20 protein-coding genes are annotated in these 24,134 nt (G+C 44.1%); 2 read left to right on the top strand and 18 right to left on the bottom strand.

The features are described 5' to 3' along the window. Positions 1-37: 37 nt before the first annotated feature. The 3 genes from GC096_RS23960 to GC096_RS23950 all read right to left on the bottom strand — a co-directional run bounded on the left by GC096_RS23960 (position 38) and on the right by GC096_RS23950 (position 2,379). Positions 38-265, bottom strand: coding sequence for a hypothetical protein (locus GC096_RS23960; RefSeq protein WP_171633792.1), 228 nt, complete (start codon positions 263-265; stop codon positions 38-40). Between the two features lie 264 nt (positions 266-529). Further along, positions 530-1,531 carry a hydroxyacid dehydrogenase gene (locus tag GC096_RS23955; RefSeq protein WP_171633790.1) on the bottom strand — a complete coding sequence of 334 codons (1,002 nt, stop codon included), beginning with the start codon at positions 1,529-1,531 and terminating at the stop codon, positions 530-532. A gap of 14 nt (positions 1,532-1,545) precedes the next feature. Beyond that, entirely contained in the window at positions 1,546-2,379 is an 834-nt protein-coding gene (locus GC096_RS23950; protein ID WP_171633788.1) for a sugar phosphate isomerase/epimerase family protein, read from the bottom strand. 120 nt (positions 2,380-2,499) lie between these two features. Here GC096_RS23950 and GC096_RS23945 point away from each other — a divergent pair, with 120 nt between their 5' ends. Beyond that, on the top strand, positions 2,500-3,417 hold the full coding sequence (locus GC096_RS23945) for an AraC family transcriptional regulator (protein WP_171633786.1): 918 nt from the start codon (positions 2,500-2,502) through the stop codon (positions 3,415-3,417). A 122-nt stretch (positions 3,418-3,539) separates the two neighbouring features. On the opposite strand, the gene GC096_RS23940 is transcribed toward GC096_RS23945, so the two are convergent. Next, on the bottom strand, positions 3,540-4,790 hold the full coding sequence (locus GC096_RS23940) for a hypothetical protein (protein ID WP_171633784.1): 1,251 nt from the start codon (positions 4,788-4,790) through the stop codon (positions 3,540-3,542). A gap of 211 nt (positions 4,791-5,001) precedes the next feature. Between GC096_RS23940 and GC096_RS23935 the strand changes: the two genes are divergently transcribed. Beyond that, entirely contained in the window at positions 5,002-5,907 is a 906-nt protein-coding gene (locus GC096_RS23935) for a hypothetical protein (RefSeq protein WP_171633782.1), read from the top strand. A gap of 60 nt (positions 5,908-5,967) precedes the next feature. Here GC096_RS23935 and GC096_RS39590 read toward each other — a convergent pair whose 3' ends face one another. The 14 genes from GC096_RS39590 to GC096_RS23870 form a co-directional block, all read right to left on the bottom strand. Next, positions 5,968-6,156 carry a GNAT family N-acetyltransferase gene (locus GC096_RS39590; RefSeq protein WP_376769521.1) on the bottom strand — a complete coding sequence of 63 codons (189 nt, stop codon included), beginning with the start codon at positions 6,154-6,156 and terminating at the stop codon, positions 5,968-5,970. A 17-nt stretch (positions 6,157-6,173) separates the two neighbouring features. Beyond that, a complete protein-coding gene (locus GC096_RS23925; protein ID WP_171633779.1) occupies positions 6,174-6,629 on the bottom strand; it encodes a methyltransferase in 456 nt (151 codons plus the stop codon). A 135-nt stretch (positions 6,630-6,764) separates the two neighbouring features. Further along, on the bottom strand, positions 6,765-7,175 hold the full coding sequence (locus GC096_RS23920; protein ID WP_171633778.1) for a DUF5412 domain-containing protein: 411 nt from the start codon (positions 7,173-7,175) through the stop codon (positions 6,765-6,767). Between the two features lie 330 nt (positions 7,176-7,505). After that, positions 7,506-7,787, bottom strand: coding sequence for a YjcN family protein (locus tag GC096_RS23915; RefSeq protein WP_171633776.1), 282 nt, complete (start codon positions 7,785-7,787; stop codon positions 7,506-7,508). A gap of 209 nt (positions 7,788-7,996) precedes the next feature. Then, positions 7,997-8,662 (bottom strand): VOC family protein, encoded by a 666-nt coding sequence (locus GC096_RS23910; RefSeq protein ID WP_171633774.1) that lies wholly within the window; start codon positions 8,660-8,662, stop codon positions 7,997-7,999. A gap of 184 nt (positions 8,663-8,846) precedes the next feature. Continuing rightward, complete coding sequence (locus GC096_RS23905; protein ID WP_171633773.1) at positions 8,847-9,536, bottom strand: HAD family hydrolase; 690 nt, start codon at positions 9,534-9,536, stop codon at positions 8,847-8,849. 376 nt (positions 9,537-9,912) lie between these two features. Next, positions 9,913-10,044, bottom strand: coding sequence for a hypothetical protein (locus GC096_RS39160; RefSeq protein ID WP_281366835.1), 132 nt, complete (start codon positions 10,042-10,044; stop codon positions 9,913-9,915). A gap of 197 nt (positions 10,045-10,241) precedes the next feature. After that, complete coding sequence (locus tag GC096_RS23900; protein ID WP_171633771.1) at positions 10,242-11,258, bottom strand: phosphotransferase enzyme family protein; 1,017 nt, start codon at positions 11,256-11,258, stop codon at positions 10,242-10,244. 469 nt (positions 11,259-11,727) lie between these two features. Beyond that, the gene (locus GC096_RS23895; protein WP_246302925.1) at positions 11,728-12,852 is read right to left on the bottom strand and encodes an amidohydrolase; all 1,125 of its coding nucleotides are present in this window, start codon (positions 12,850-12,852) and stop codon (positions 11,728-11,730) included. Positions 12,853-12,899: 47 nt separating this feature from the next. Further along, the gene (locus tag GC096_RS23890; protein ID WP_171633768.1) at positions 12,900-13,727 is read right to left on the bottom strand and encodes a GNAT family N-acetyltransferase; all 828 of its coding nucleotides are present in this window, start codon (positions 13,725-13,727) and stop codon (positions 12,900-12,902) included. 29 nt (positions 13,728-13,756) lie between these two features. Beyond that, positions 13,757-14,710 carry a carbon-nitrogen hydrolase family protein gene (locus GC096_RS23885; protein ID WP_171633766.1) on the bottom strand — a complete coding sequence of 318 codons (954 nt, stop codon included), beginning with the start codon at positions 14,708-14,710 and terminating at the stop codon, positions 13,757-13,759. 26 nt (positions 14,711-14,736) lie between these two features. Next, positions 14,737-15,849 (bottom strand): o-succinylbenzoate synthase, encoded by a 1,113-nt coding sequence (gene menC / locus GC096_RS23880; protein ID WP_171633765.1) that lies wholly within the window; start codon positions 15,847-15,849, stop codon positions 14,737-14,739. Between the two features lie 230 nt (positions 15,850-16,079). Continuing rightward, positions 16,080-19,805, bottom strand: a complete 3,726-nt coding sequence (locus tag GC096_RS23875; RefSeq protein WP_171633763.1) for a stalk domain-containing protein — start codon at positions 19,803-19,805, stop codon at positions 16,080-16,082. Between the two features lie 106 nt (positions 19,806-19,911). Further along, positions 19,912-24,075 carry a stalk domain-containing protein gene (locus GC096_RS23870; RefSeq protein WP_171633761.1) on the bottom strand — a complete coding sequence of 1,388 codons (4,164 nt, stop codon included), beginning with the start codon at positions 24,073-24,075 and terminating at the stop codon, positions 19,912-19,914. Positions 24,076-24,134: the final 59 nt, after the last annotated feature.

Raw genomic sequence — 24,134 nt, 5'->3', positions numbered from 1 at the left:
TAAATCAAGATAAATCACGGTCGTTTGACGTTATGATTCAAACAGGTTGTTGGCGATTTCCCACTAGCAACTGCTTCCCATCTGTGTAACGTTCTTCTTTTCCAAATAATTCTTTGATCAAACTGTTTCTCCATTGCTGAATCTCGACCTCATAGTCATCAGACTTAATTAAATTACTCAACTCATTCGGTTCACGCTCAAGATCGATATATTGTTCCTTTCCCGTTTGAGAGTACCTGAACCACAGAAGTGGGAATGGCAACATTAGCTGCTTCTAATATGGTTGGCATGATATCGCGAAGTTCAACTACACTCTCTACCATTTTCCCTTTCTCTACCCGCAGCATCCCCGTAGGATCATTGAGTATGAAGGGAATCTTGGCACTGCCTTCATAGGCAAGTCGCTTCTTTGGCACCACGACCGCAGAGGCGATTCAGGTAACAGAATAACGAACAGCACCATTTTCCGCAAAGTCTGGCTTCACAGAATATGGTGCTATCAGCTGTAGCTATGGGGTCAAAATATGCATTAATGGGGGGTTAACCGCTTGTAGGAATCTGCCGTAACCCTGCCTTCCAGCTCTTGTCCATGGATAAAACGCTTCAAATCCTCGACGACAAATCTGCCGAGGTTTTGCTTCAAATCGCCGTGAAATCCGCCGATATGAGGCATGCAGCTCACATTCGTAAGCTGCAAAAGAGGATGATCCGCAGGAAGCGGCTCATACCGGTATACATCCAGCACAGCGCTAAATCGACCTACTTGAAGTTCTTCTACTAGGGCCGCTTCATCCACAATCGCTCCCCTTGCTGTATTCACCAGTAGGGCTCCGGGTTGGATCAATTTCAGCTCTCGAGATCCAATCATCCCTTCCGTCGCAGGCGTCCATGTATTATGAAGCGAGACAATATGGCTTCTTGTCAGTAGTTCATCCAAACTGCACAGTTCTACCCCCAAGGAGGCGGCCTCTGACTCCGTACAATAGCGGGAATAGAGCAGAATATGCACACCGAAGCCTTGCAAAAGTTTCATGACCCGGCGGGAAATTTCCCCCAGCCCGATTAATCCCACTGTACGCCCGGTCAGGCCTAGCACCGTTTCTTTGCTGTTATCGGACCAGCCCCCTGCCTTGATCCGACTGCTAAACTCATTTAATCGCCAAGCGCCCGACAACATAAGTGTCACTGCAGCTTCAGCTGTGGAATAGGCCAACGGTTTGTTAGCGCTGGTAACAACGATTTCCGTATCATAGATATCTGAGTTAACTATGGCAACAACCGAACCGGCCGCATGGCCAATGAATTTCAGCCGTTTTGCCGCTTGAATCGCTTCCGGCGTAAACTTCGGGGATCCCCATGTTGTGATACACGCATCATACTCTCCAATTACTTCAGCTAACCGCTCGCTATTGAAAGGAATACGATCATCCGCCCACTCCACTTCTGAGAACGCCTCTAGCGCCGCCATGGTCTCACTCCCAAAGAGCAACTTCCGCAAATCGGGATTGGTTACTGCAATGAATGTTTTCATCCTATTCCCTCCTGCTATCTACTTATTTTGTTCATGAAATCGATATAATGGTGGAAAATGATCTCAGGCTCGATGGCCAACTGCTGTAGTTCTTTACGCCATTTGGTCTCCCATTCCAAGGAATAGAAGCCACGGTAGCCTTCTTGCTCTAACGTCTGCACAATTTCTCCGATCGGCAACGAACCTTCTCCCACCTTGGTATAAATCCAGTCATGCTGCAAAGGATCCTGAGGGGGAACACCATCCTTGATGTGGATATGAGCGCAACGGTCTCCCAGCAGTTTAATCGTCTGGGCGGGATGTTCACCATCCTCCAGAGGGTGTATAATATCGTAAATGACTTTGCAGGCTGGATGGTTCACATCTTCCAACAGCTTGCGCAGCATGGACCCGACAGCGTATTCATTATGTGTCTCCACCCATACTTCGGTTCCATACGCTTCTGCGATGGTGCACGCTTGTTGCAACCAATGGACGATGCCGGCATGATCGATGGGCTGCAACGGAATATCCCGCCTCTGGGCGAAGTTTCCCAGAAAAATACGCACCCCTCCCGCATTCATGTAGCTTGCTAATCTGGCAGCATCTTTTAACTGGTTGAGTGCTTGATGGTCAACCTCGGTCCCTTTCACACAGATACCGCTTCCAATATTGGTTATTTGAATACTTGCTGTATGAAAAAATCTAGCTACCTTAACCGCTTCAGAAACATCCATGTCCAGGGAAATAAGTGACCCGGCTTCTTCCCGCAGCTCAATTCCCGTAAAACCAAGGGTAACGCAAGTTTCGACCAATTGCTCCACTGACCAGTTGCTGCAGGGTAATGTGCTGAACGCATATGACCTCATCGTTTTTCCTCCTCACCAGTGCTGGATTAAGCGTAACCCTTTTTCAAGTAAACGGCTTGCACTTTTTCACTGAATTCTTAACGTTTCTTATGATGATGCTGAATAAGGAGGAAAGCGAATATGAGCTACCCCATATATGGATACCGGGAGTTTCTGGGAGAAGAATTCCCCTTTCGAATTCGTACGAGAAATGTGGAAAATTACAATACGGTTGTTCACGCTCATGAACATTTTCAATTAAGCTACGTAGCATCAGGAAGTTGCATCCATCATATCCGAAACAACCATTCCATCGTTGTAAAAGGAGATTTCTTCGCGATTCCTCCGTATCTAGAGCATATTTTGCTGCCTAGAGAAGGCAAGGATTTTGAAGTGGTGGAAATTGATTTTATGCCTTCGATTATTAATGAGAATATGCAGAGTTTATCTCATATGGAGCATTTCTTTGATTTTGCCTATATTCAACCCTTGGTAAGCATCGGTAACGAATTGCTCCCCAAACTGAACGTCACCCCCGTCAACCAACGACGAATTGAAGAATTAATTTCTTCTATGCAGCGAGAGTCTGCTGCGGAATTAGACGGCTATATGCTGTCCATCAAAGCCGACTTATTAAAGCTGTTGGTCTTAGCGGGCAGGGAATTCCGTAATTACCACGCGGCAAGTGGAGGGCAACCGTCCATAAATGTTCACCGCCAAGCCTTTTATGAAGCAATCGAGTACATCGATACTCATTATATGGATGAGCTTCGTTTAGAGGAGTTGGCCAAGAAATCCTTCATGTCTCCCTCCTACTTTAGTAGCACGTTCAAGCTGCTCAAGGGAAAAAGCTTCATCGAATATGTCAACGATATCCGGATTTCCAAAGGAATCGAGCTGTTAGTAGGCTCGGATCAACAAATAACCGACATTAGCTATAGGGTCGGCTTCAACAACGTAGGGCATTTCAATCGGATGTTCAAGCACAAAACTGGGCTAACTCCCTCCGAATACCGCAAACATTCCCGGCAGCAAGCTTCGAATCCTATGTCGTCATAAGAAGATGCTAGCCAAAAGAAGCCCTCGCCTTTCAAACTAAGGCAAGGGCTTTATTGTTGTAAGGGTAACCTGTTGGCCAAGGTTCACTCCTACAAATTAGGATGAACCAATCCGTATTTTGTTCATTCCTGTAACGGTTTATCCGGTACCCAAACGATGCCACTGTAAGTTGAAATATGATACCAATTGACTCCCTCTGGGGAAATCCACTTTTCAAAAGATAGGACTTCCTGATCTTTGAAGGTGCCTGCTTGATGGAGAACTTCTCCTGTTCGTGGAAAATAGTAGGTTTTTGTTTCTGAGGTTAATTTTACTTTCTCTTGTGTGATTGTAATGCCCTGAGGTCGTTCAAATGGTGCTCTATCCAGATTGACCACTTTCCAACCGAATGGGGTTTGGATCCGTGCCCAACCTTCATTTATTTTGTCAGCTACATATGTTCCCGGCTGTAGCCAATTTTGTAAACTAATACTTGCGTCACCGTCGATGTCGAAATAACGTGTGGCGGTTCGCAGGGTGATCTTTTCGTTATCTAAGTCGGATTGCATTATCGGACCACTCTCAGATTCAAATAGGGGAAACGATTTAACCCATTTAAAAGTTCCATCCTGTAATTGAATCTTGAACCATCCATAAATTTGAGTCTTTATGTTGAAAATGGAGCTTGCAACCGCTTGAACTATTCCAGGAGTTGCTTTCACTCCTTTTCCCTTAACTTCATAGGGATGATCATAAAGCAACTCGTTCCCAGTCATTTTAACGACTCTGTCAGTTGATCTCTCCACATGCTGAAAGTCTTCAGGGATAAATGGATCGACAATCCACTTCTGCCCCTGTTGTTTAGTAGAAATTCGATACCACATTGGAGCTTCCAACATTGCCTTTCCTGTATGAGCCCCTTTATATAAATAATTATATACGGCTGTTACATGCACTTTTTGTGGTGATATTATCTCTTTAGGTGGTTCGGCTTTGGAATAAACACCGACATCGGGTTGGTCATATAACTTCATATCGTCAACAAGGGTAATGTCTCTTTCTTTTTCCCAATAGCCGCCAGCAGTAATTTTGTTATCATCCTCGATCCATTTTTCTCCCATCCAGGTTTTTATACGTATATAATCTTTACCTTGGATGCTTGCTAAACAGTTCGGTTCATTCAGAGTACATGCCACTTCTACCATCTGCATACCAGAAATCGAGCCAACGATAGAATTTGGATTTCTATAGTCATCCAGCAGATTCGTCTCCGATAGAACAACCAACTGTCTATTTGACATCAAATCGATTGTCGCCGTAGCTGAGGTGCTTAAAAAACTGAACCCACCGTACAATACTGACATCGCCAGTGCATACTTAGCCGCCTTTTTCATGCACACACACCTTTCTCAGATAAAAATTCGAATATATTAAATAATTTCACTTGGTAATTATACCAATTATTTCTAATAACAAATATACTTCACAAAATCTACATAGAGATTCTTTTTCATTTTCTATGCAACTATTATTTTGAAGAGTCGTCTAATTTGTTGGAAAGAAATGAAAAATGGATGCTAAATATGTAAAGGAGTGGTTCCAATCATGATGAAGCTTCTTGTCTTCGTCATCCTTAGTTTAAACATACTTCTTGCATCCTGCTCATCAGGCCATCAGGTAACTGTACGCGAGCCTGCAAGCACTCTCCAACCGAATGTCGCATCGGTTCAGCCCAACCAGCTGTCAAACACAGCTCCACCTGTTGCGGAGGCATTCCCTCAAACAGTAAATCTGTCCTTTCAACCTATTCAGCTGAGCCAGTTACAGATCGGTAAGCCACAAGCAGAATGGGCAAGCGTACGTAGCCTTTCGTTCGGCGCTTTCCAAGGAAAGCCAATCGAGTTGACCATCTATCAACAACCGAAAGACGAAGCTTCGCTTCTACCGCAACAGTTGGACATTGAAATAAACCTCCAAGGAAAAACATACCTGATTAGCAACGTTTCCCTCGATCTACTAGATAAAGAAGCCGTCAATAACACAGTCGTGTTCAACCAAACCTATTCGTCCGGTTCAAAGGATTATTATTTCTTAGGCGGGATTGAGTTGTTTGCGAACGGTCCGGGACTCATGCTCTACATCGTCTACGATTTCTCGCAAAAAGCTTGGTATACTTTTGATCAATGGGGCAGCCCGTCTTTTAAGGATCTCGACGCCGATGGACAAAATGAATTCGTCATTGAGTTTCAAGGCATGCATTTGCAGTTGCCGGACGTAATGATCATCCTTATGCATAACGGCAACCTTCAACGAAGTGCGGCCTTTGCTGATACGTTAGCAGAAGAGAGCAGCTGGTCCGCTGATATTTCCGATTACAAAAGCAAACTATACGTCAAAATTTCCAAAAACTTGGATCCGCCATCCTTCGAATTCTATATTAATGACGAAAGATTTGATTCCGTTCTGGCGAGTTATCGATATTCACAAGAGAAACTGGAGAGAGTCCATTAAAAGAGGGAAGCGTTAAAGTAAATTTGTTAGTAAAAAATTTATAATAGGAATTGGTTTAGGTTAAGTAAATTCTAATGCTTCCTCATTAAAACCAAACTTTTTCAATAAACTTATGGATTGAATAGCATCTACATTAGTAAATGCTTCTATTCGATATAGTCCCATTGTATCAAATCCATAAGAAATTAAGCATTTCAATATTTCAGACATGTAACCTTTTCGCCAATAGTTTAATCGTTCAGTCCTGATAGAAGAAAATTCAAGGATTATTTCTTAACCTCAAAACTAACTTTTATCTGCTCGACATCTCTTACCAACAATGTGTATTGTTCTTTATCTTTCTGATTATTGGGATCGTATTGCACATCCGTTGGGGTGTCAAATGCATAAACAGTATCACCTAGCTCACCAATTTTAGAAATGCGAATAATTTTAGCTAGTTCGATCCCATTGGTTTCCCATTGCTCTTTAGGCCAAACCTCAACTCTAAATAATTCGCCCTTTCCAACCTTTGTAAGTAATCTGAACGCCATAATATCTTCATGCTTGAGTTCAACAACATCATAATTGTCTTTCCATTTGGATGGTAACGTAAGGCCGAATTTATACTTCTCATTCACATAATTAATAGTTTTTGTGGTCGTAGTGGTATCTTTTGAACAAGCCATTAAAATTTGGACACTGATTAACAGTAATAAAACTGCACGAATCAACTTTATCATGAATGATTCATCCTTACACTTGGACTTGTAAAAATACAATTTCTCCCGTTAATGGACCGAACTAAAAAATGGTTGCAGTTAGCAACCTTGATTCCGATATCGTTATCCGTTAGCTGAATTCCGTGAATAGAAAATTCACTCTCTCCTAAAATCGTATTTCTCATTTGGCAATCTTAAAACATGACCATTAATTTTAACAGTATCATCGTTAATCCATACGATATATGCGTTCTCTTCTCTATAATTCCAATAAATATTCTTTTTCTTCGAGTTTTTGTTGGAAACAAGTTCTGCTCTTACAGCAAAATCAGTCGTTGCTCCTCCACTTGAAACATACGCATTAATTGTATATTTGCCGTTTGGGGAGTTTGACTGTTCAATTAATTCACCTGTGGGGAGCCGATTCATGTCAAAGAAAGCCCAGTAAATCCCATAACAAATTAAACCAAAGAACAACAATCCAATTGAAAGCAAAAATCCAAGCACATTTTTTTTGGTTCTCTTAATTTCAAAAATAATGTTTTGCTCATCGTTTGATTGCTCCATATTCCTCCACTAATAATGACCTAATTTAATATTCTTAAAGTATAGCCTCATTTTACTATTGCGAAGAAAAAAGGGGATTGAATCTGGCTGTCGACTTCATTTGTTTTAGTTAACGTTCGCCGTTAGCTGAATCCATAGTAACTCCTATAAAACCCCAAAACTTTATCCCTTCCTATCGTTTTAAGATTCTTGAGATAATCTAATTCTTTTTCCGCTTCAGCCGTCTTTATTGCCTTCCATATCTGCACTATATCCTCTGCAATTCCATAAGTATATACAAGGATACTCGTTAGTTGAACAGGGTATTGGACTTCAGTGCGTTCGTATAAATCATGGTCCAGTTCCATCAGTAATCACACGATAACCTAACCAATTTTTCTTCACCCAAATAAATGATTTGGATATTTCGTTAACATAGTATAATTTTGCTCCCCAAAAAGAAGTGCTACCATTCCCCTTAACTTGAACACTGAAGGCTTTTATTGGATGGAGAGTGAAGAATAAATGCTTCCTTACCGCTAGTTCTGCCGTTAGATTGGGAAAGAAAAGTAAATAAATCACTAACAACGATGTGATGGATATAATCCAAATCTGTTTTCTCTTCGACATCATTGTATTATCCTCCCAACATTTAGTTCTTTAAAAATAAGACGAAGGGATTAAGTAAAAAGTTTCCATTCTATAACATTCTTACTCGCATGCTATTTCACTAATCTGCCAGTTAGCTGAGCGAACAAAAAACGGATGCATCGGCATCCGCTGTTCCGCTATCGTTATCCGTTAGTTCAATGGATAGCTGATTAAAGTTCACATAAAAATCATTACACTATATAATACGGCAAATGTGGGAATGAGTATTGTCTATCGCTGTCTTTGATTTTTACCATGACTGGGAATATTTGTGCCTTATCATTTGTCGGATACCATTCACGATCTATTTCTACTAAAATAAAAAGCCCATGTTCGTCACCAACAGGCTGAAATGATTTTCCATTTCCTTTCCATATTGGAAGATTAATTTCTGATTCTAACGTTGATGCTACGTTTGAAACGTCCAATACAGGCAATCCAACCTCACTTATACAAAGAATGTCTTTGTTAGTGAATTCATCAGTAGCAGTACTTTTAATATTGTGGCGTGCAATGTATTCCACGATGTTTCCTGAGGGATCATAAAAATAAACAGCATGTGCGTTCCAATCTATAAATTCAAACTCATCATGGGATTCATTTTGCAATAAAGTTACCCTTTTTGATAAATATTCTTTAGCTAGTTTAAATTGGCTCTCATTAATATTAACAGCAAAATGGTAAAATGGTCTGTCATCCTTTTCATCTGTTTGTATAAATGTAAGACTGGTTTCACCAACCGTTAATGTGAACGAACTATCATCTTCTTTTAATAAACCTATGCCTAAATTCTGAACATAGAAAATTTTCAGTTCCTTCAGCAAGCTAGTCTTAAATTTAACTTCTTCAAAAATCAAATTCTATCACTCCATTCTTATGAGCATGCAATTTTAATAATCTATTTTAACATAAAATAGATTATGCAACGAAGGGGATCAGGGACTCTCTGTTGAGCTAATCTGTCCGTTAGGTGAGCGAAAGGCTACCGGTCCTGCCAGCAGCCTCTCATTACTGTTTATTCGTGAGTCCGTGCCTCCCGCACTACTCTTCACTTTTAAAGTGAGTACGGGACACGGGGCGAATACTCTCTCCGGTTACATTCAGGATAATGTCCTTTAGTTCAATTAGAGTTTTGATTCGATAGCTGGCCTGTGAGAAGTCATGTGTTTTTGTGAAGTCGTTATGGACAATAGCACAGTCGATACCAGCCGCCACGGCTGAGTTCAACCCTCTGTTTGAATCCTCTACAACCAGAATCTCTTCTTTAGTAGCTCCGAAGCGCTTTAGGCCGGTCAAGTATGGTTCCGGGTGCGGCTTGGTGCGCTCGTAGTCTTCGCGAACAAGGACGAATTCCATGAATTGTCTTATCTGGCGCTTTTCATGAATAAGTTGAAAATCCGCACGTTTTGCAGTCGTCACGATGGCCATGCGGACATACTTTGACAGTTCGGCTAGAGTTTCAACTACGCCTTCAATCTCTATGGCTTCTGTTTTTAGATATTCCTGATAATAGACGTTGCGGACCTCACGCTGCTTGCTAATGGTCTGTTCATCAATACCTGCCGCTCTAGCTTGGGACCAAGTGCCCAATGACTGGGTCATGTCGCGGAGGTATTGGTCTTTATCCAATGTAAATCCAATGTCAGCCAGAGCGCGTTCACCCGCTTTGTAATACCAGAATTCAGTATCAACCAGAACACCATCATGATCGAAGAGTATGTACTTTTTCATTGTTTCGTTCTCCTTTGTCAGCTGAGGCAACCATGCGTGCCATCACGCGCCGTTGATCACCCTAACGGGCCACTAATGTGTTACTGAAGAAATAAGTTATTAAATAATTTCGATTCTACAATTACACTATCCTGCCCTTATATTGAAAAAAGGCAGCCGTACCATTAAGGTCAGCTGCCAGATTGAAGTCTCTTATCCGATAGTTGAATCGCAAGACTGGTTACATGTTGATAATTGGTGTGCCAAACCTGTTGTATCAGTAATGTTGGTAGTCGTATTTAACGTAAAAAACTGATTAAAACTGCTGTCGCACCAAATAACACTAATATAGAGAAGAAGAAGTATCCGAATGCCTTTAGAGGACGTGGCATTGAATTTAAATCAATTTTTTAATTGGTCCTCCACCCTCAATATTTTGAATAGAACGAAGGTCCTCAACGACAAAATTATCATTGTTATTTAATCTTTCCTGCTCCGAATGGGTTTCGTGGATTTTAATTGTGCTCATTCCAAATCCCCTTTCAACTCAATAAACATGGAATATTATACCATATTTAGCTTGCCTATCACCACACTAATCTGCCCGTTAGTTTAGCTAGTTACAGGACAGTTTACTTCTTGTCGGCAATCGGACAATGTTCTTGTCATGAAACGGGAATCGGATCAAGTTCTTGACAACCGACAGTACGATACGATGCTTCCAAGTTAATGAATACGATTATAAATGCTTTTAAATTCTTTAACAAAGTCAATCGGCAGCATAGGGTCATACGAAGCTGCTACTCGTTGAAGCTCTTTTAACCAGTTCATTGATTTTTCATCCAAATTTGACACATCGTTTGCTTGATGAAAATAAATATACAGCAATGCATGACGAAGTTTAATAGAATCTTGTAAATATACTATTTCTTCTTCTTGGATTGTATTTTCCTTCAGATATCCTTTCATAAAATGGCGGAAAAACAATTTATAATATTCCGGTTTATTTTCAAATTCCTTAAACGGATAAGAAAGTGCATAATACAATGTAATCCCAATATCGTTTACGAAATACGTATAACCGCAATCATCAAAATCGAACAAATAAATGTCTCCGTTATGGAGATAAAAATTACTTTGATGAAAATCAGTATGAGTCAAACCGTATGTGTCTTTGGACTTGGACAGAGAAGTAAGTTTTGTTAATCTTTCTTTTAGAATTGAAATCATTACATCATCAGGTCGCAAGTATTTCTCCGCCTTTAATAGCACTTCTTGGTCCCAGGCTTGTCGTTTAAACGCCGGATTACTCCATTCATAACCCTTTGTGGCATGATGGATTTTACCCAGAAATTCGCCCCATTTTTCGTAAAGCGATTCATTCCAATCTTCTTCCGACACTTCTTTTCCAAGAGACATTTCGTATGAAATGGCTAGGAACGAACCATTTTCTGCAGCAATTTCTTCAACCATATTACCCCTAGTCGATGGAACAGCATTTGAAACTGTCAGTCCTTTATTCGACAAAAAATTTAAAAATTCAATTTCACCCCGTATATTATTTCTTGATCTTCTAATTGTATGTGAGATTTTTAATATGAAAAATGCGTTGTTTTTCTGATATTCATAAACAAAGCTTTCATAACCGCCCAATGAACGAACAGTGTCATTATTAATGTCATATCGCTTTATTGCTTCGGTAAGGATCTCTTCAGTGAATTGCTCTTTAATTTCTCGTATCATGAAACAATACCTTCTTTACGCAATCAAACTCCCCCAAGTAAACTTCATTATTTGCGTTCTTATCAACAACCCTCAATTAAATAACCTGTGATTTCCCTTTTTAATTTATTGTCATCCGACAATTTAATCTTAACATATATTGGAACTAAACTGCCCTTCGTATTATGAAGTCAGCCATTTTTTACTGGTTGACCTCTTTGCATTTAAGAGGTTAAGTAACGGTAGCCGGGGTCGAACGTCACTGCCCGTGGGACCGTGATCCCGTCAACTATACTGTTCACCCCCTACTTGTAGTGTTTTTTATCATATACGCAAAAAAAGAGCGGGCTATCTTTTCGATAACCAGCTCTTTTTTTGATTGTAGGCTTTGCGCCTTAACTAAATGACATTGGCCATGAGGCCCGCTTATTTTGTGACTGAGAGGATGGGAAGTTACTCATTTATGGAGGTAGCACGAGAGTGGCTCAATTCAATTAGATAAACCTGAGCTTATCCTAACTACAGACAAGGCTAGAAGCCCTGCCCCAATCTCCAATGCATCTAGATTAAATTGCATCTGCGGATGATGCAGTCCGGGCAGTAATCCGCAGCCGAGGCCGATCATGGTGGCGTGAAGCTCTGGCTTGTGTAAGGGATAAAAGTGAAAATCTTCCCCACCCGGCGACACTGGAGGCTGAGCCAAACCAGCAACTCCAAGGAGCTCAGATATTACATCTCCAACCAGAGCTTCAAGATAGGGATCAGGTCGTGCTGCCACCATACGGGCCGTAGTACGAAGCTCCATAGAGATGCCGTATGCCTTGCCAACTGAGTAAACAGCAGCTTCTAACTTAGGAAGTAAAATATCCATCGCAAGATTCGTCTGTGCGCGTACATCAATGGTGAAGGTTCCAAAGTCAGGTATAATATTGCTGCTTTCATTTGGAACATGAAGCTTAGTCAATTTAAAGGAAACCGGGACAGTCGCATAGTCTGTAGAGACAGCACGAACCGCCTGTATGATGTCAGCCAACACCTCAATCACGTTTAATCCGTCATTTGGTCGGGATGCATGGGCCTGAGCACCTATAACCTTCCCTTCCATGACGGCACAGGCTCCATGATAGATGGCGCTAGAGGCGTGACCATATGAAAGCTCCTTGGCCGGCCTCAAATGGATCCCTAACAAGTAGTCTACGTCTTCTAGGCTACCTGCTTCAAGCAGCTTGAGCGCACCTTCCCCAACTTCCTCTGCAGGTTGGAACAACAGCCTCAGCTCTCCAGCAGGCTTGAACCCAACTGCTTGCAATACCTTGAATGCGAACAATACCATGGTCATATGTGCATCATGACCACAAGAATGATTTGCTCTGCCTACTCCATCTACTTGCTGCCATAGGGCATCGATATCCGTACGAAGCGCTATCGTTGAGCCTTTCTTCTCATCATCAAGCGATGATGTCGTGCTTCCATTCCAATGAGCTACAAGGCCAGTATGAGTCGAGAAACCCTCGAACTCTACCCCCATCTCATTTAAAACTCGCTGCAAATATCGAGTCGTATGGTGCTCCTGCCAGCTTGCTTCCGCTAAATCATGCAATTCTTCATAGGTCATCTTTAACTCATGGCGATGTGCGTGGAGCCATGTCACTATTGCTTCTTTCATACTTTCATTTCAAGCACATAGTCTTGAACCTCAGGTTCCGGCTGTTGGCAGGATACAACTTCGTAGCCTTTAGCAAAAGCAGTCGTGGCTAGCTCTCGAAATTGCCGCTGCCAAACCTTAAAAAGATCAGGTTGTGTATGCTTTAGCTTGGATACGGCCCGTGGGATGGGCAGCCTCAACCCCTTTGACTCGCCTATCAGATGCTTTTGGGTTACATCCCCAATGCCGGTCACCTGAGCATCCGTATATTCAACTGCAAGCAGTCGAGGATAACCGGACACGTCGTCAATTAGCTTCGATCGCCCGTCGACTGCGCGTGTCACACGTTCAGATGACAACATCCACTCCACAAGAAAGCGATCTGTGGGGAAGCCAGCGGTATCCATCCCATAAAATTCAGAGATATAGGTGGACACCGTTCCACCGAGCTTACATAGATTGAGGTAAGCGTTCCGCGATTCGAAGGGATCGAAGGTCCATACAATTTTGCTGTACCCAGCCTGCATTGCCCACACCCGCTGCTCGAGCTTCAATTGCATGCCTATCCCCCTATCGCGATAATCGGGATGAATCGCCATCATGTGCGAACCTACGTACGGTTCCTTACCGTCATAACCGATGAATCCATAACAGAACCCAACGAGCACCTCTTCGCAAAACGCCCCTATCACCGCTCCTCCGTGAAGGAGCGCCGCACGCATATGCTGCATGGAGGTAAGCGAATCAGGTCCCCACACCTGCCTTTGCAATTCTACAATCTCAAAAAGCTCTCTGACATCTGTAACTAAACGATACCGAATACTACCGTCATGATGCTCTCTCATACAACTTCAGTCCTTCCTAGGGCTTACCTTTACGGCTCAAGATGACCCTCTTTATTGCGATCGTCCCGACATCTTATCCAATAATCATCCAATAATTCCAAGTCAAACTCTTTCACAATATCCTGAATCGTAAACTCTTCCGTTTCGCTTGAGATCAGGAACGCATTCAACCGAGTAGGATCGCTGATCAACACCTTAGAGCCGTATTTCCGTTTCATCAACTCGAGCTTTTCCCAATTGTAATCATAATGAACAACGACACTATCCATATTAATTGTCCTTGTTACGAAGGGATAAAAGAGTGTGCTTTCCCCAACAATTTCACCTACGGGATTTACAAGGGTACAAGTCTCGGGACGCCATATGGCGCCTGCAAAATGTGCTCTGCATGTGTACGCCCAATAGGCTTGCATCAAGCCGCCGTGGTAAGCGGAAGAAAACACGATCAACTCCGGTTTCTGCTCCACATACTGCTGCAACAATTCATCAAAATTGATATCAAAGCAGATCAGACAAGCCACACGGCCAAAATCAGTCTGAATGACGTGTGCTTCTTTCCCGTATAAGGTGTCCGATGTCGATTTCTGTCTAATCGTAATATGATTTTTATGATATATACCGCAAACCTCACCGGAACGATCAATAAACAGCGTCGCATTACGGAAGGTGCCATCCTCCATCTCCACCATCGCGGAATAAGCAATATAACATCGGTGGGTTTTGGCAACACTTGCGAAGTAGTCGAGGAGCCGATTGCCGCGATACCGATAGTACTCGTACAACCATTCTGTGCCCATGCCTTTGAAGGTAGGGTCATCACAGCACTCAGGCAATACGATTAAATCAGGCTGCTCCGGCAGCACATGCTGCAGGTGCTCTTCCCATTTGGCAATCATTTGAAGAACAACACCTTCTAAACCTTGCCCAGTATCCACCTCTTTGATTGGGGGTGACATGCAGCTTATTTTCACATACTTGGACATGCAATCGCTCTCCCTTTTTTCAGCGCCTAAGCGTGCCGCGTCAGCTTCCTGGTTGTCAATTGTTCAAGTGATTGTTCACGTACTTCGTGGCCAATGCCAGCGTTATTTGGAACGGCTAACACCCCCGGCCTGATCATCTCAATGCCCGGATCGACAATGTCTTGCTCCCAGAAACGCTTGGAGGCCGATACATCCCCGGGTATTGCGAAATTGGATAACGAAGAAAGTGCAATGTTATGGAGTCGACCTATACCGAGTTCAAGCATCCCTCCGCACCAAACCGAGATCCCTCGTTGCATACAAAGGTCGTGAATCTTCCTGGCATTCGTCAATCCGCCTACCCGGCCGATCTTAATATTCATGATCCGACAGCTCCCAAGGTCAATGGCATGACGAGCATCTGCCAGGGTGTGAATACTCTCATCCAGACAAACGGGTGTTCGCAGTTCCCGCTGCAACTCCGCATGCTCGATAATATCATCATGCGCAAGCGGCTGCTCAATCATCATCAGATTATAATTGTCCAACTCCTTCAATATATGCACATCCTGAAGCGTATAGGCGGAGTTTGCATCAACCATCAGAGGCACATCTTCACCAAATCGTTTGCGGATGGCTTCGACTAAGTGGATATCGAAACCCGGTTTAATCTTAACCTTTATTCGCTTATAGCCTTGCTCCAGAAATCGTTCTACGTTCTGCACAACCAGTTCAATCGTAGGCTCAATACCGATACTCACACCAACCTCGATTTCTTGCTTCTTGCCTCCCAGTGCATGTGCTAACGAAATTCCATTCTGTTTGGCATACAAATCCCACACTGCCGTCTCGATCGCGGCAATAGCCATATGATTACGGCGAATGGGAGCGAGTACTCCTGAAATCTCCTCAGGATTAGTCACTTCTCTGCCGACTACTGCTGGAATTAAATAATGCTCCAGCATATACCAGATCGTTTCCGTCGTTTCCTCATTGTAAAAGGGGGCCGAGAAAGCCACGCTTTCTCCATACCCAATCATCCCGTCGCTATGTACACTGACGATCACACAATCCTTCTTGTCCATCCGTCCGAAGCTTGTCTCGAATGGAGCCTTTAAGGGAACTTGAACCTGTCTTAACTCAATTTTTTCTATTTTCATCTGCCAACCATTCCTTTCATCGTAGCACCGCTTCATTGATAATTGTAATGGAACCGCTCTTCATTTGGACCCCATCAATCTTTCGATTTCATGTCCTGAATTAAGGTTCTTCCAAGACGGGAGCGATTGTCTTCTTCAGAAGGCAATCCTCAAGTAAAGAAGCCGTACCACGGGTAGAACCCCAAGTACGGCATTTTGGCCTTTATTCCGTTACCAATTCATTGTGACTTCTACTTCTTCACAAAGAACTTCAGCTCAGAGATGGATACATATTCCGGGTCCGACGTAGCGTCTGGTGAACCGAAAACAGCTACTCTTACGTATTTGCAATTCAGTGACGGGAAGTTGAAAGGAAGAAAACCGTTAGCATTTGGCGCAGTAATTCCTCCGTACACATGCGTCCAAGTTTCACCGTCTTCCGAAACGGAAAACATGAGTTTGTTTGATCTCAGTTTACCGTAGTTATGCATGGCTACGTCCAACCTCTCCAATTGAATGGTTTCTCCGAAATTAAATATAAGTTGGGATCCAATATCACCTGACCAGCGTGATGCGTTGGATTGCTCATTGTCAAACATTTTCCAAACATTTTGCGGGGAAATGGTTGACCTGAAGCTCCTATATTTCATTTCTTTTAAGTTTGCAATTGGGATCGGCACAACAGGATCAAGAACTTTGGCCTGCCATTGCAGCGGCACCAACGGCGGTAGAGTGGCAAACTCAAGGACTTGTTTTTCAACATCCCAGGTCGCTTTATAACGCATGCTTTGCGGAATAAAAGTATGTGGAATAAGCATTTGGTTATTAACGCCGGTTGCCGGTGCGTCCATCGTTTTATTCACACCGTTGACCTTAGCGATATTGCTGCCCGTTACAAGCTTAATCGTCAAGTTTCCTTTGGTTGCCGTTGCCGTTTGGGTGTCAGCATTCCAATCCACCGCCATGCCCAGCGCTTCAAAGACACCTTTCATCGGAACCATCACGAGGTTATTGTTCAGCGTAGGTTGAACATCCAATTCCTGTCCCTGTGAATCAATCCTGACGCGGATCTTTCTCTCCACTAGTTCTGACGGAACCTTGCCGGCCAGCGGAAGCATACTTGCATCTGCTTTCCGTAAGATATAAGTGCCTGGTTTACCCTCAAAATAGATTGAATTTCCTTCTTCGACCGCTTTATACTTTACCGCTGCCGTCCCGCCTTCCGTCACGGCTGTCCAGTATCCGTCTTCCAGGTCGGTAACCAATATCTTATAGGTCTGATTCGCCACGCCATCGAAAGTAATCGTAGCTTCTTGATCGATCAGATCAAAACCTTTTGCAAAAAACACAACGCGATCCTGAATCCTTGCTCCTGCATAGTCATCCGTCTCCGAATAATAAACATCTTGTGGTGCAGGGCCATACACAGCATCCATCACCTGCATCACATTTAAGAACTGCGTTTGGTTAGCAGGAGCCTTATTGGAAAGCTCAATTCTCCAATTACCTGCATCGATGGTGGCCATGTCGGATGGATTAGTGGACATAATTGGCTTATTCACGCCATCTACCTCAAATTCACGTCCAGGGCCGCCGATTTTTTCGACCTTCAGATCACTGCTCTTTGGCAGAAGCGTGTTGGTAACCAACTTGCCGTTATAACTCCGCTCCGTCATTTCATTCGTGTATCTGCCGCCTTCCACCAAAGGCTCGGAAAAGGTATGGAGCAGCCATCTTTTTTCAGCGCTTGCATTCGGCGTGTTGATATTGTCATACACGATCATAGCAGCCGGGTGGTTATCATCCTTGAAATTCAAGAAGGCCATGCTTCTTGTATAATTCTCAGCTCTACTCTTTCCATAGGCCAAACTGAGCTCACCCTTGATGTAAGAGTAATCAGGATACATCTCATCATCTCCGATGGAGTGAGAGATCATCTTTCCTCTTTGATAGTTGCGGTCGGTATTCCACTGCTCGACCGTTCTTGGAATTTGGGTATTATAGAGCTGATTTGACGGGGAAAAGGTTCCCTTCTCAAGAGCATTCGGATCGTTGATTTGCACAACATTATGCGCGATTGACTGCTTATGATATAGCAGGTCATGTTCGGATCCGTATCCCATTTCAACGCCGGTTACCGGGTTTTTCCCCTGATAAATACCGGAGTCAATCGCCAAATCGCCTTTATAATACAGGGAGAATGCGCCAGCGTCGAAATGCTGATGATTGGTCTGGAGTCTTTCTCCGATATTCATGACTGCGACTACCGCTTTAGAATCCTGATCTTCATCCCAGCCTGTTCTCGCCACCATGGAGCCATAAGGCGCGGGGAAGTATCGGGATAGCGGCGTATCATATACGGACTGCGACGGCGCGTTCGGATTGAAGAAAAGAAGATAATACAAATCATCCTCATAAGTCTTCTGCTTTAAAAACTCATTCTGCGCTCTCGGATTGTTGTAAATGCTGCCTGCGAGCATGTTGGTGATATTCCCTTGAATAAATCTATTCCATGACGTTTGATAATCGGTATTAAAGTCATCTCCCTCCGTCATGATAAAGCCGTCCGATCTTCGGGTGTACACCTGTCTGTCGAGTGCCAAACCGACTTTCTCCGTTAGCGGCTCAACGCCCATGGCCTTCCAAAGCTGATTGCCCATCATGATATACTTCAGCCTGTTGTCTCCGTAGGCGGGGCCTTCGAACATCATCTCGGCGTCGAGCAATACATTGAATCCGGGCATGCTAACATTCAAGATGAAGTCCGCGATGTCATTGTAGTACTCGGGATTCGTATCATAAACCGCAATCGCCATGGCCAGTTTAAACTGATGATGCACGTCGCCGTTGACATGCCCGGCAAGAATAACCTTGTCATTCTCCTTAATCGGATACGGGTACTCAAGGCCATTTCTCACCCAAGTCCCAAGGGCTTGGCGGATGGCTGATTTCTGTCCGTCATTCATGAGCGCATAGCACCAATCATAGACAACTGATTCAAGGAAGATTAAGCTTCCTACTTCTCTGCCTACATTAAAGACCATGGTGGAATTATTTCGATCCGGGTTCCACTGCACCGAATTCGCCATATTCACAGCAATTTGAACCGCTTTTTGACCGGCGACTTCATCTCCGTAGATCAGATATCGAATTGCGTTCGCTTTCATAACTTCTACCGTATTTTTATCAATATTGGTCGTTGCAGATCCAGTTCTAGGGGGAAAACTACCGTTCACCTGGGTTTGTGCTTTCGTGTTGATGCTCGCCCATACATTCGTAAACGCTGGTTGTGCTACCCTCGCTTTCAGAGCAGGAAGCGTTTCCTTATTGACCAAAACTCGCGGACGATCGTTCGGCGGCAGCGGAATCGGATCGTACTGGGCGGATTGTTTGGGAGCTACTATGCCTGGCGTTTGCACCTGAAACAATACGGCCGGATTTGCCGCAAGATCGCCTATCTTCTGAGTGGTCGTTCCTCCGTAATTCATCGCGAAGGTATAGGAGCCGGGCAGTAATTGCTTGCTCGCTTCGCCATTGGCGGTGGTGCCGAGTGCCCTCCAGCCATCCGCATAATAGGACACAATGCCTCCGTTCAGCGGATTATTCTGACTGTTCTTCAACAGTACTCTCGCGCTTACAGTCTGAAAAGAAACCACGGGATCAGTTCCCGTATGCTGCACCTTATCCAATCCGGTCCCTTCATAAGTGACATGAAACGTATACGATTGATCCGGCAGAGACTTGCTGGCCATCCCACCTGCATCGGTCGTTCCGAACGGTTTCCATCCCGCATCGTAAAAATCAACAGTTGCACCCTCGAGCGGATTCCCGTTGCTATCTTTTAATTGAACTATAATGGTCGATACTGCCGCATGCACCTTCTGTGGAGCTAATCCGAATAATCCCCCTCCTACCATGGTCAAAAATAACATCATAGCGATCCATTTTCTGTTCATCCCAGTCAACAAACCGATCATTCTCTTCACCCTTTCTTTATCATTTAATAGAAGCGGAGCTGCGGCTTCATAGAAAAAAACATTAGCAGCCCCGTCATAGTCTTTATAGATTCAGTTAGATCCTTTTCTACTTCTTCACAAAGAATTTCATCTCAGAGAATGATATCCATTCCGGATTCGATAGAGCGTCTGTTGAACCGAAAACTGCCACTCTAAAGTATCTGAATTTCGGTGACGGGAAGTTGAAAGGAATAAAATCACTGGTGTCTCCCACGGTATCTCCTCCGTACACATGTGTCCAATTTTCACCGTCTTCCGAAACAGAGAGCATGATCCTGCTTGATCTCGTATGACCGTTATATATCGCTGCGTCAAATCTCTCAAGTATAATGGTTTCTCCGAAATCAAATATAATATGAGATCCAATATTACCTGCCCAGCGTGATGCATTGGACTGGATATTGTCAAACAATTTCGGAACATTTTCCGGACTAACAGTTGCCGTGAAGCTCCTATGCTTAATTTCTTTTAGGTCTGTTATCGGAATCGGTGTAACTGGTGCAAGCGCTTTCCTCTCCCATTGGAGCATCTCTACCGGCGGTAGGGTGAAAATCTCAACGACTTGATTTTCACTATCCCAGGTAACTTTATAATTCATGCTTTTCGAAAAAAATGTATGTGGAATAAGCATTTGGTTATTAACACCGGTTGCCAGTGCGTCCATGGTCATACTCTGACCGTTGACCTTGGCCATATTGCTGCCCGTTACAAGCTCAATCGTCAAGCTTCCTTTGGTTGCCGTTGCCGTTTGGGTGGTAGCATTCCAATCCACCGCCATGCCCAGCGCTTCAAAGACACCTTTCATCGGAACCAACACGAGATTATTGTTCAGCGTAGGTTGAACCTCCAATTTCTGCCCCTGTGAGTCGATCCTGACACGGATCTTTCTTTCCACCGGTTCTGACGTAACCTTGCCGGCGAGTGGAAGCATACTTGCATCTGCTTTCCGTAAGGTATAAGTGCCTGGTTTACCCTCAAAATAGATCGAATTTCCTTCTTTGACCGCTTTATACTTCACCACTGCCGTCCCGCCTTCCGGCACGGCTGTCCAGTATCCGTCTTCCAGGTCGGTAACCAAAATCTTATAGGTCTGATTCGCCACGCCATCGAAAGTAATCGTAGCTTCTTGATCGATCAGATCAAAGCCTTTTGCAAAAAACACAACGCGGTCCTGAATTCTGGCCCCTGCATAATCATCCGTCTCCGAATAAGAAACATCTTGCGGTGCAGGACCATACACAGCATCCATCACCTGCATCACATTTAAGAATTGCGTTTGGTTAGCAGGAGCTTTATTGGAAAGCTCAATTCTCCATTTACCCGCATCTATGCTGGCAATGTTGGTTTCATTGTTGGACTTAATCGGCTTATTCACGCCATCTACTTCGAATTCACGTCCAGGGCCGCCAATTTTTTCTACTTTCAGATCACTGCTCTTCGGCAGAAGCGTGTTGGTGACAAGCTTACCGTTGTAGCCCCGCCCCGTCACTTCATTCGTGTATCTGTTGCCTTCAACCAGAGGTTCAAAAGCGGTATGGAGCAGCCATCTTTTCTCAGCGCTTGCATTCGGCGTGTTGATATTGTCATATACGATCATCGCAGCCGGATGCTCATCATTCTTGAAATTCAAAAATGCCATACTTCTCGTATAATTCTCAGTTCTAGTTTCTCCGTAGGCCAAACTCAACTCACCCTTAATGTAAGAGTAATCGGGATACATCTCATCATCTCCGATGGAGTGTGAAATCATCTTTCCTCTTTGGTAGTTGCGGTCGGTATTCCACTGCTCGATCGTTCTTGGAATTTGAGTATTATAGAGCTGATTTGATGGGGAGAAGGTTCCCTTCTCAAGAGCATTCGGATCGTTGATTTGCACAACATTATGCGCGATTGACTGCTTATGATATTGCAGGTCATGTTCGGATCCGTATTCCATACCTATTCCCGTTACCGGATTTTTTCCCGAATAGATACCTGAGTCAATCGCCAGATTGCCTTTATAATACAGGGAGAATGCACCTGCGTCGAAATGCTGGTGGTTGGTTTGGTTTCTTTCTCCAATATTCATAACTGCAACTACCGCTTTGGAATCCTGTCCTTCATCCCAGCCTGTTCTTGCCACCATGGAGCCATACGGCGCGGGGAAGTATCTGGATAGCGGCGTATCATATACGGACTGCGACGGCGCGTTCGGGTCAAAGAAAAGTAGGTAATACAACTCATCCTGATAGGTGTTCTGCTTTAAAAACTCGTTCTGCGCTCTCGGATTGTTGTAAATGCTGCCTGCTATCATGTTAGTGATGTTACCTTGAATGAACCTTACCCATGGCGATTGATAATCCGTATTAAAGTCATCGCCCTCCGTCATGATAAAACCGTCCGATCTTCGGGTATAAACCTGTCTGTCGAGCGCCAAACCAACTTTCTCCGTTAGCGGCTCAACACCAATGGCCTTCCAAAGCTGATTCCCCATCATGATATACTTCAGCCTGTTGTCTCCGTAGGCGGGGCCTTCAAAGCTCATCTCCGCATCGAGTAGTACATTGAATCCAGGCATGGTAACATTTAAGAGATAGTCTGCGATGTCATTGTAATACTCAGGATTGGTATCATAAAGCGCAATTCCCATGGCAAGCTTAAACTGATGATGCACATCACCGTTGGCGTGCCCGGCAATAATAACCTTGTCATTCTCTTTCATCGGATACGGGTACTCAAGACCATTCCTCACCCAAGTGCCAAGCGCTTGGCGGATTGCTGATTTCTGTCCGTCATTCATGAGCGCATAGCACCAATCATAGACAACAGATTCAAGAAAGATCAGGCTTCCTACTTCTCTGCCTACATTAAATACGATGGTCGAATCCGGATTCGGGTTCCATTGTGCCGAATTAGCCATATTCACAGCAATCTGGACCGCTTTTTGACCCGCTGCCATATCTCCATGAATTAGATATCGAACAGCATTGGCTTTCATTACCTCTACCGTTCTTACATCAATATTAGTGTATGCGGTTCCTGTTCTAGGGGGGAAGTTGCCGTCCACCTGTCTTTGCGCTTTCGTGTTGATGCTCGCCCATACATCGTCAAAAGCCGCAAGCTTCATTCTCTCTTTCAGTGCCGGAAGCGTTTCCTTGTTGACCAAAACACGCGGTCGATCCATCGGCGGTTGTGGTAACGGACCGTACTGATTCGATTGTTTGGGAGCTACGATGCCTGGCGTTTGCACCTGAAACAATACGATTGGATTTGCCGCAAGATCGCCTATCTTCTGGGCTGTCGTTCCTCCATAATTCATCGCGAAGGTATAAGAGCCGGGCAGCAATTGCTTGCTCGCTTCGCCATTGGCGGTGGTGCCGAGTGCCCTCCAGCCATCCGCATAATAGGACACAATGCCTCCGTTCAGCGGATTATTCTGACTGTTCTTCAACAGTACGCTGGCGTTTACAGTCTGAAAAACAACCACGGGATCGGTACCGGTATGCTGCACCTTATCCATTCTAGTTCCTTCATAAGTCACGTTGAAGGTATAAGAACCTGGAAGAAGCTCTTTGCTGACTTGGCCGTCGGTTACATGTCCAAAGGTTTTCCAACCATCCGCATAGTAGGAGGCTATCCCCCCGTTCAGCGGATTCCCCTGACTATCCTTCAGCTGCACCTTCACATTCGCAGTTTGAAATACAACCACTGGATCGGTACCGGTATGCTGCACCTTATCCATTCTAGTCCCTTCATATGTCACGTTGAAGGTATATGAGCCTGGAAGAAGCTCTTTGCTGACTTGACCGCCGGTTACATTCCCGAAGTTTTTCCATCCATCCGCATAATAGGAGGCTGTGCCCCCGCTCAGCGGGTTCCCCTGACTATCCTTCAGCTCCACCTTCACATTCACCGTTTGAAATACAACCACCGGATCGGTTCCGGTATGCTGCACCTTATCCATTCTAGTTCCTTCATAGGTGACATTAAATGTATACGATTGATCGGGTAAAGGCTTACTTGCCATCCCCGCTGCATCGGTCGTTCCGAATGTTTTCCATCCCGCATCGTAATAATCAACGGTTGCGCCTTCGAGCGGATTTCCGTTGCTATCTTTTAATTGAACTTTAACGTTCGATACTGCCGCTTGCACTTTCTGTGGAGCTAATCCGAATAATCCCCCTCCTACCATGACCAAACATAACACCATTGCAATCCATTTTCTGATCATCCCAGTCAACAAACTGGTCATTTTCTTCACCCTTTCTTTATGAGCCAGGACTATCTCTTCATCCGGAGCTCCTTACACAC

It is taken from the genome of Paenibacillus plantarum, from assembly GCF_013141695.1.
GTDB lineage: Bacteria > Bacillota > Bacilli > Paenibacillales > NBRC-103111 > Paenibacillus_E > Paenibacillus_E plantarum.
The sequence above is the reverse complement of the archived record's forward strand: the minus strand, read 5'-3'. Positions and strand labels throughout refer to the sequence as shown.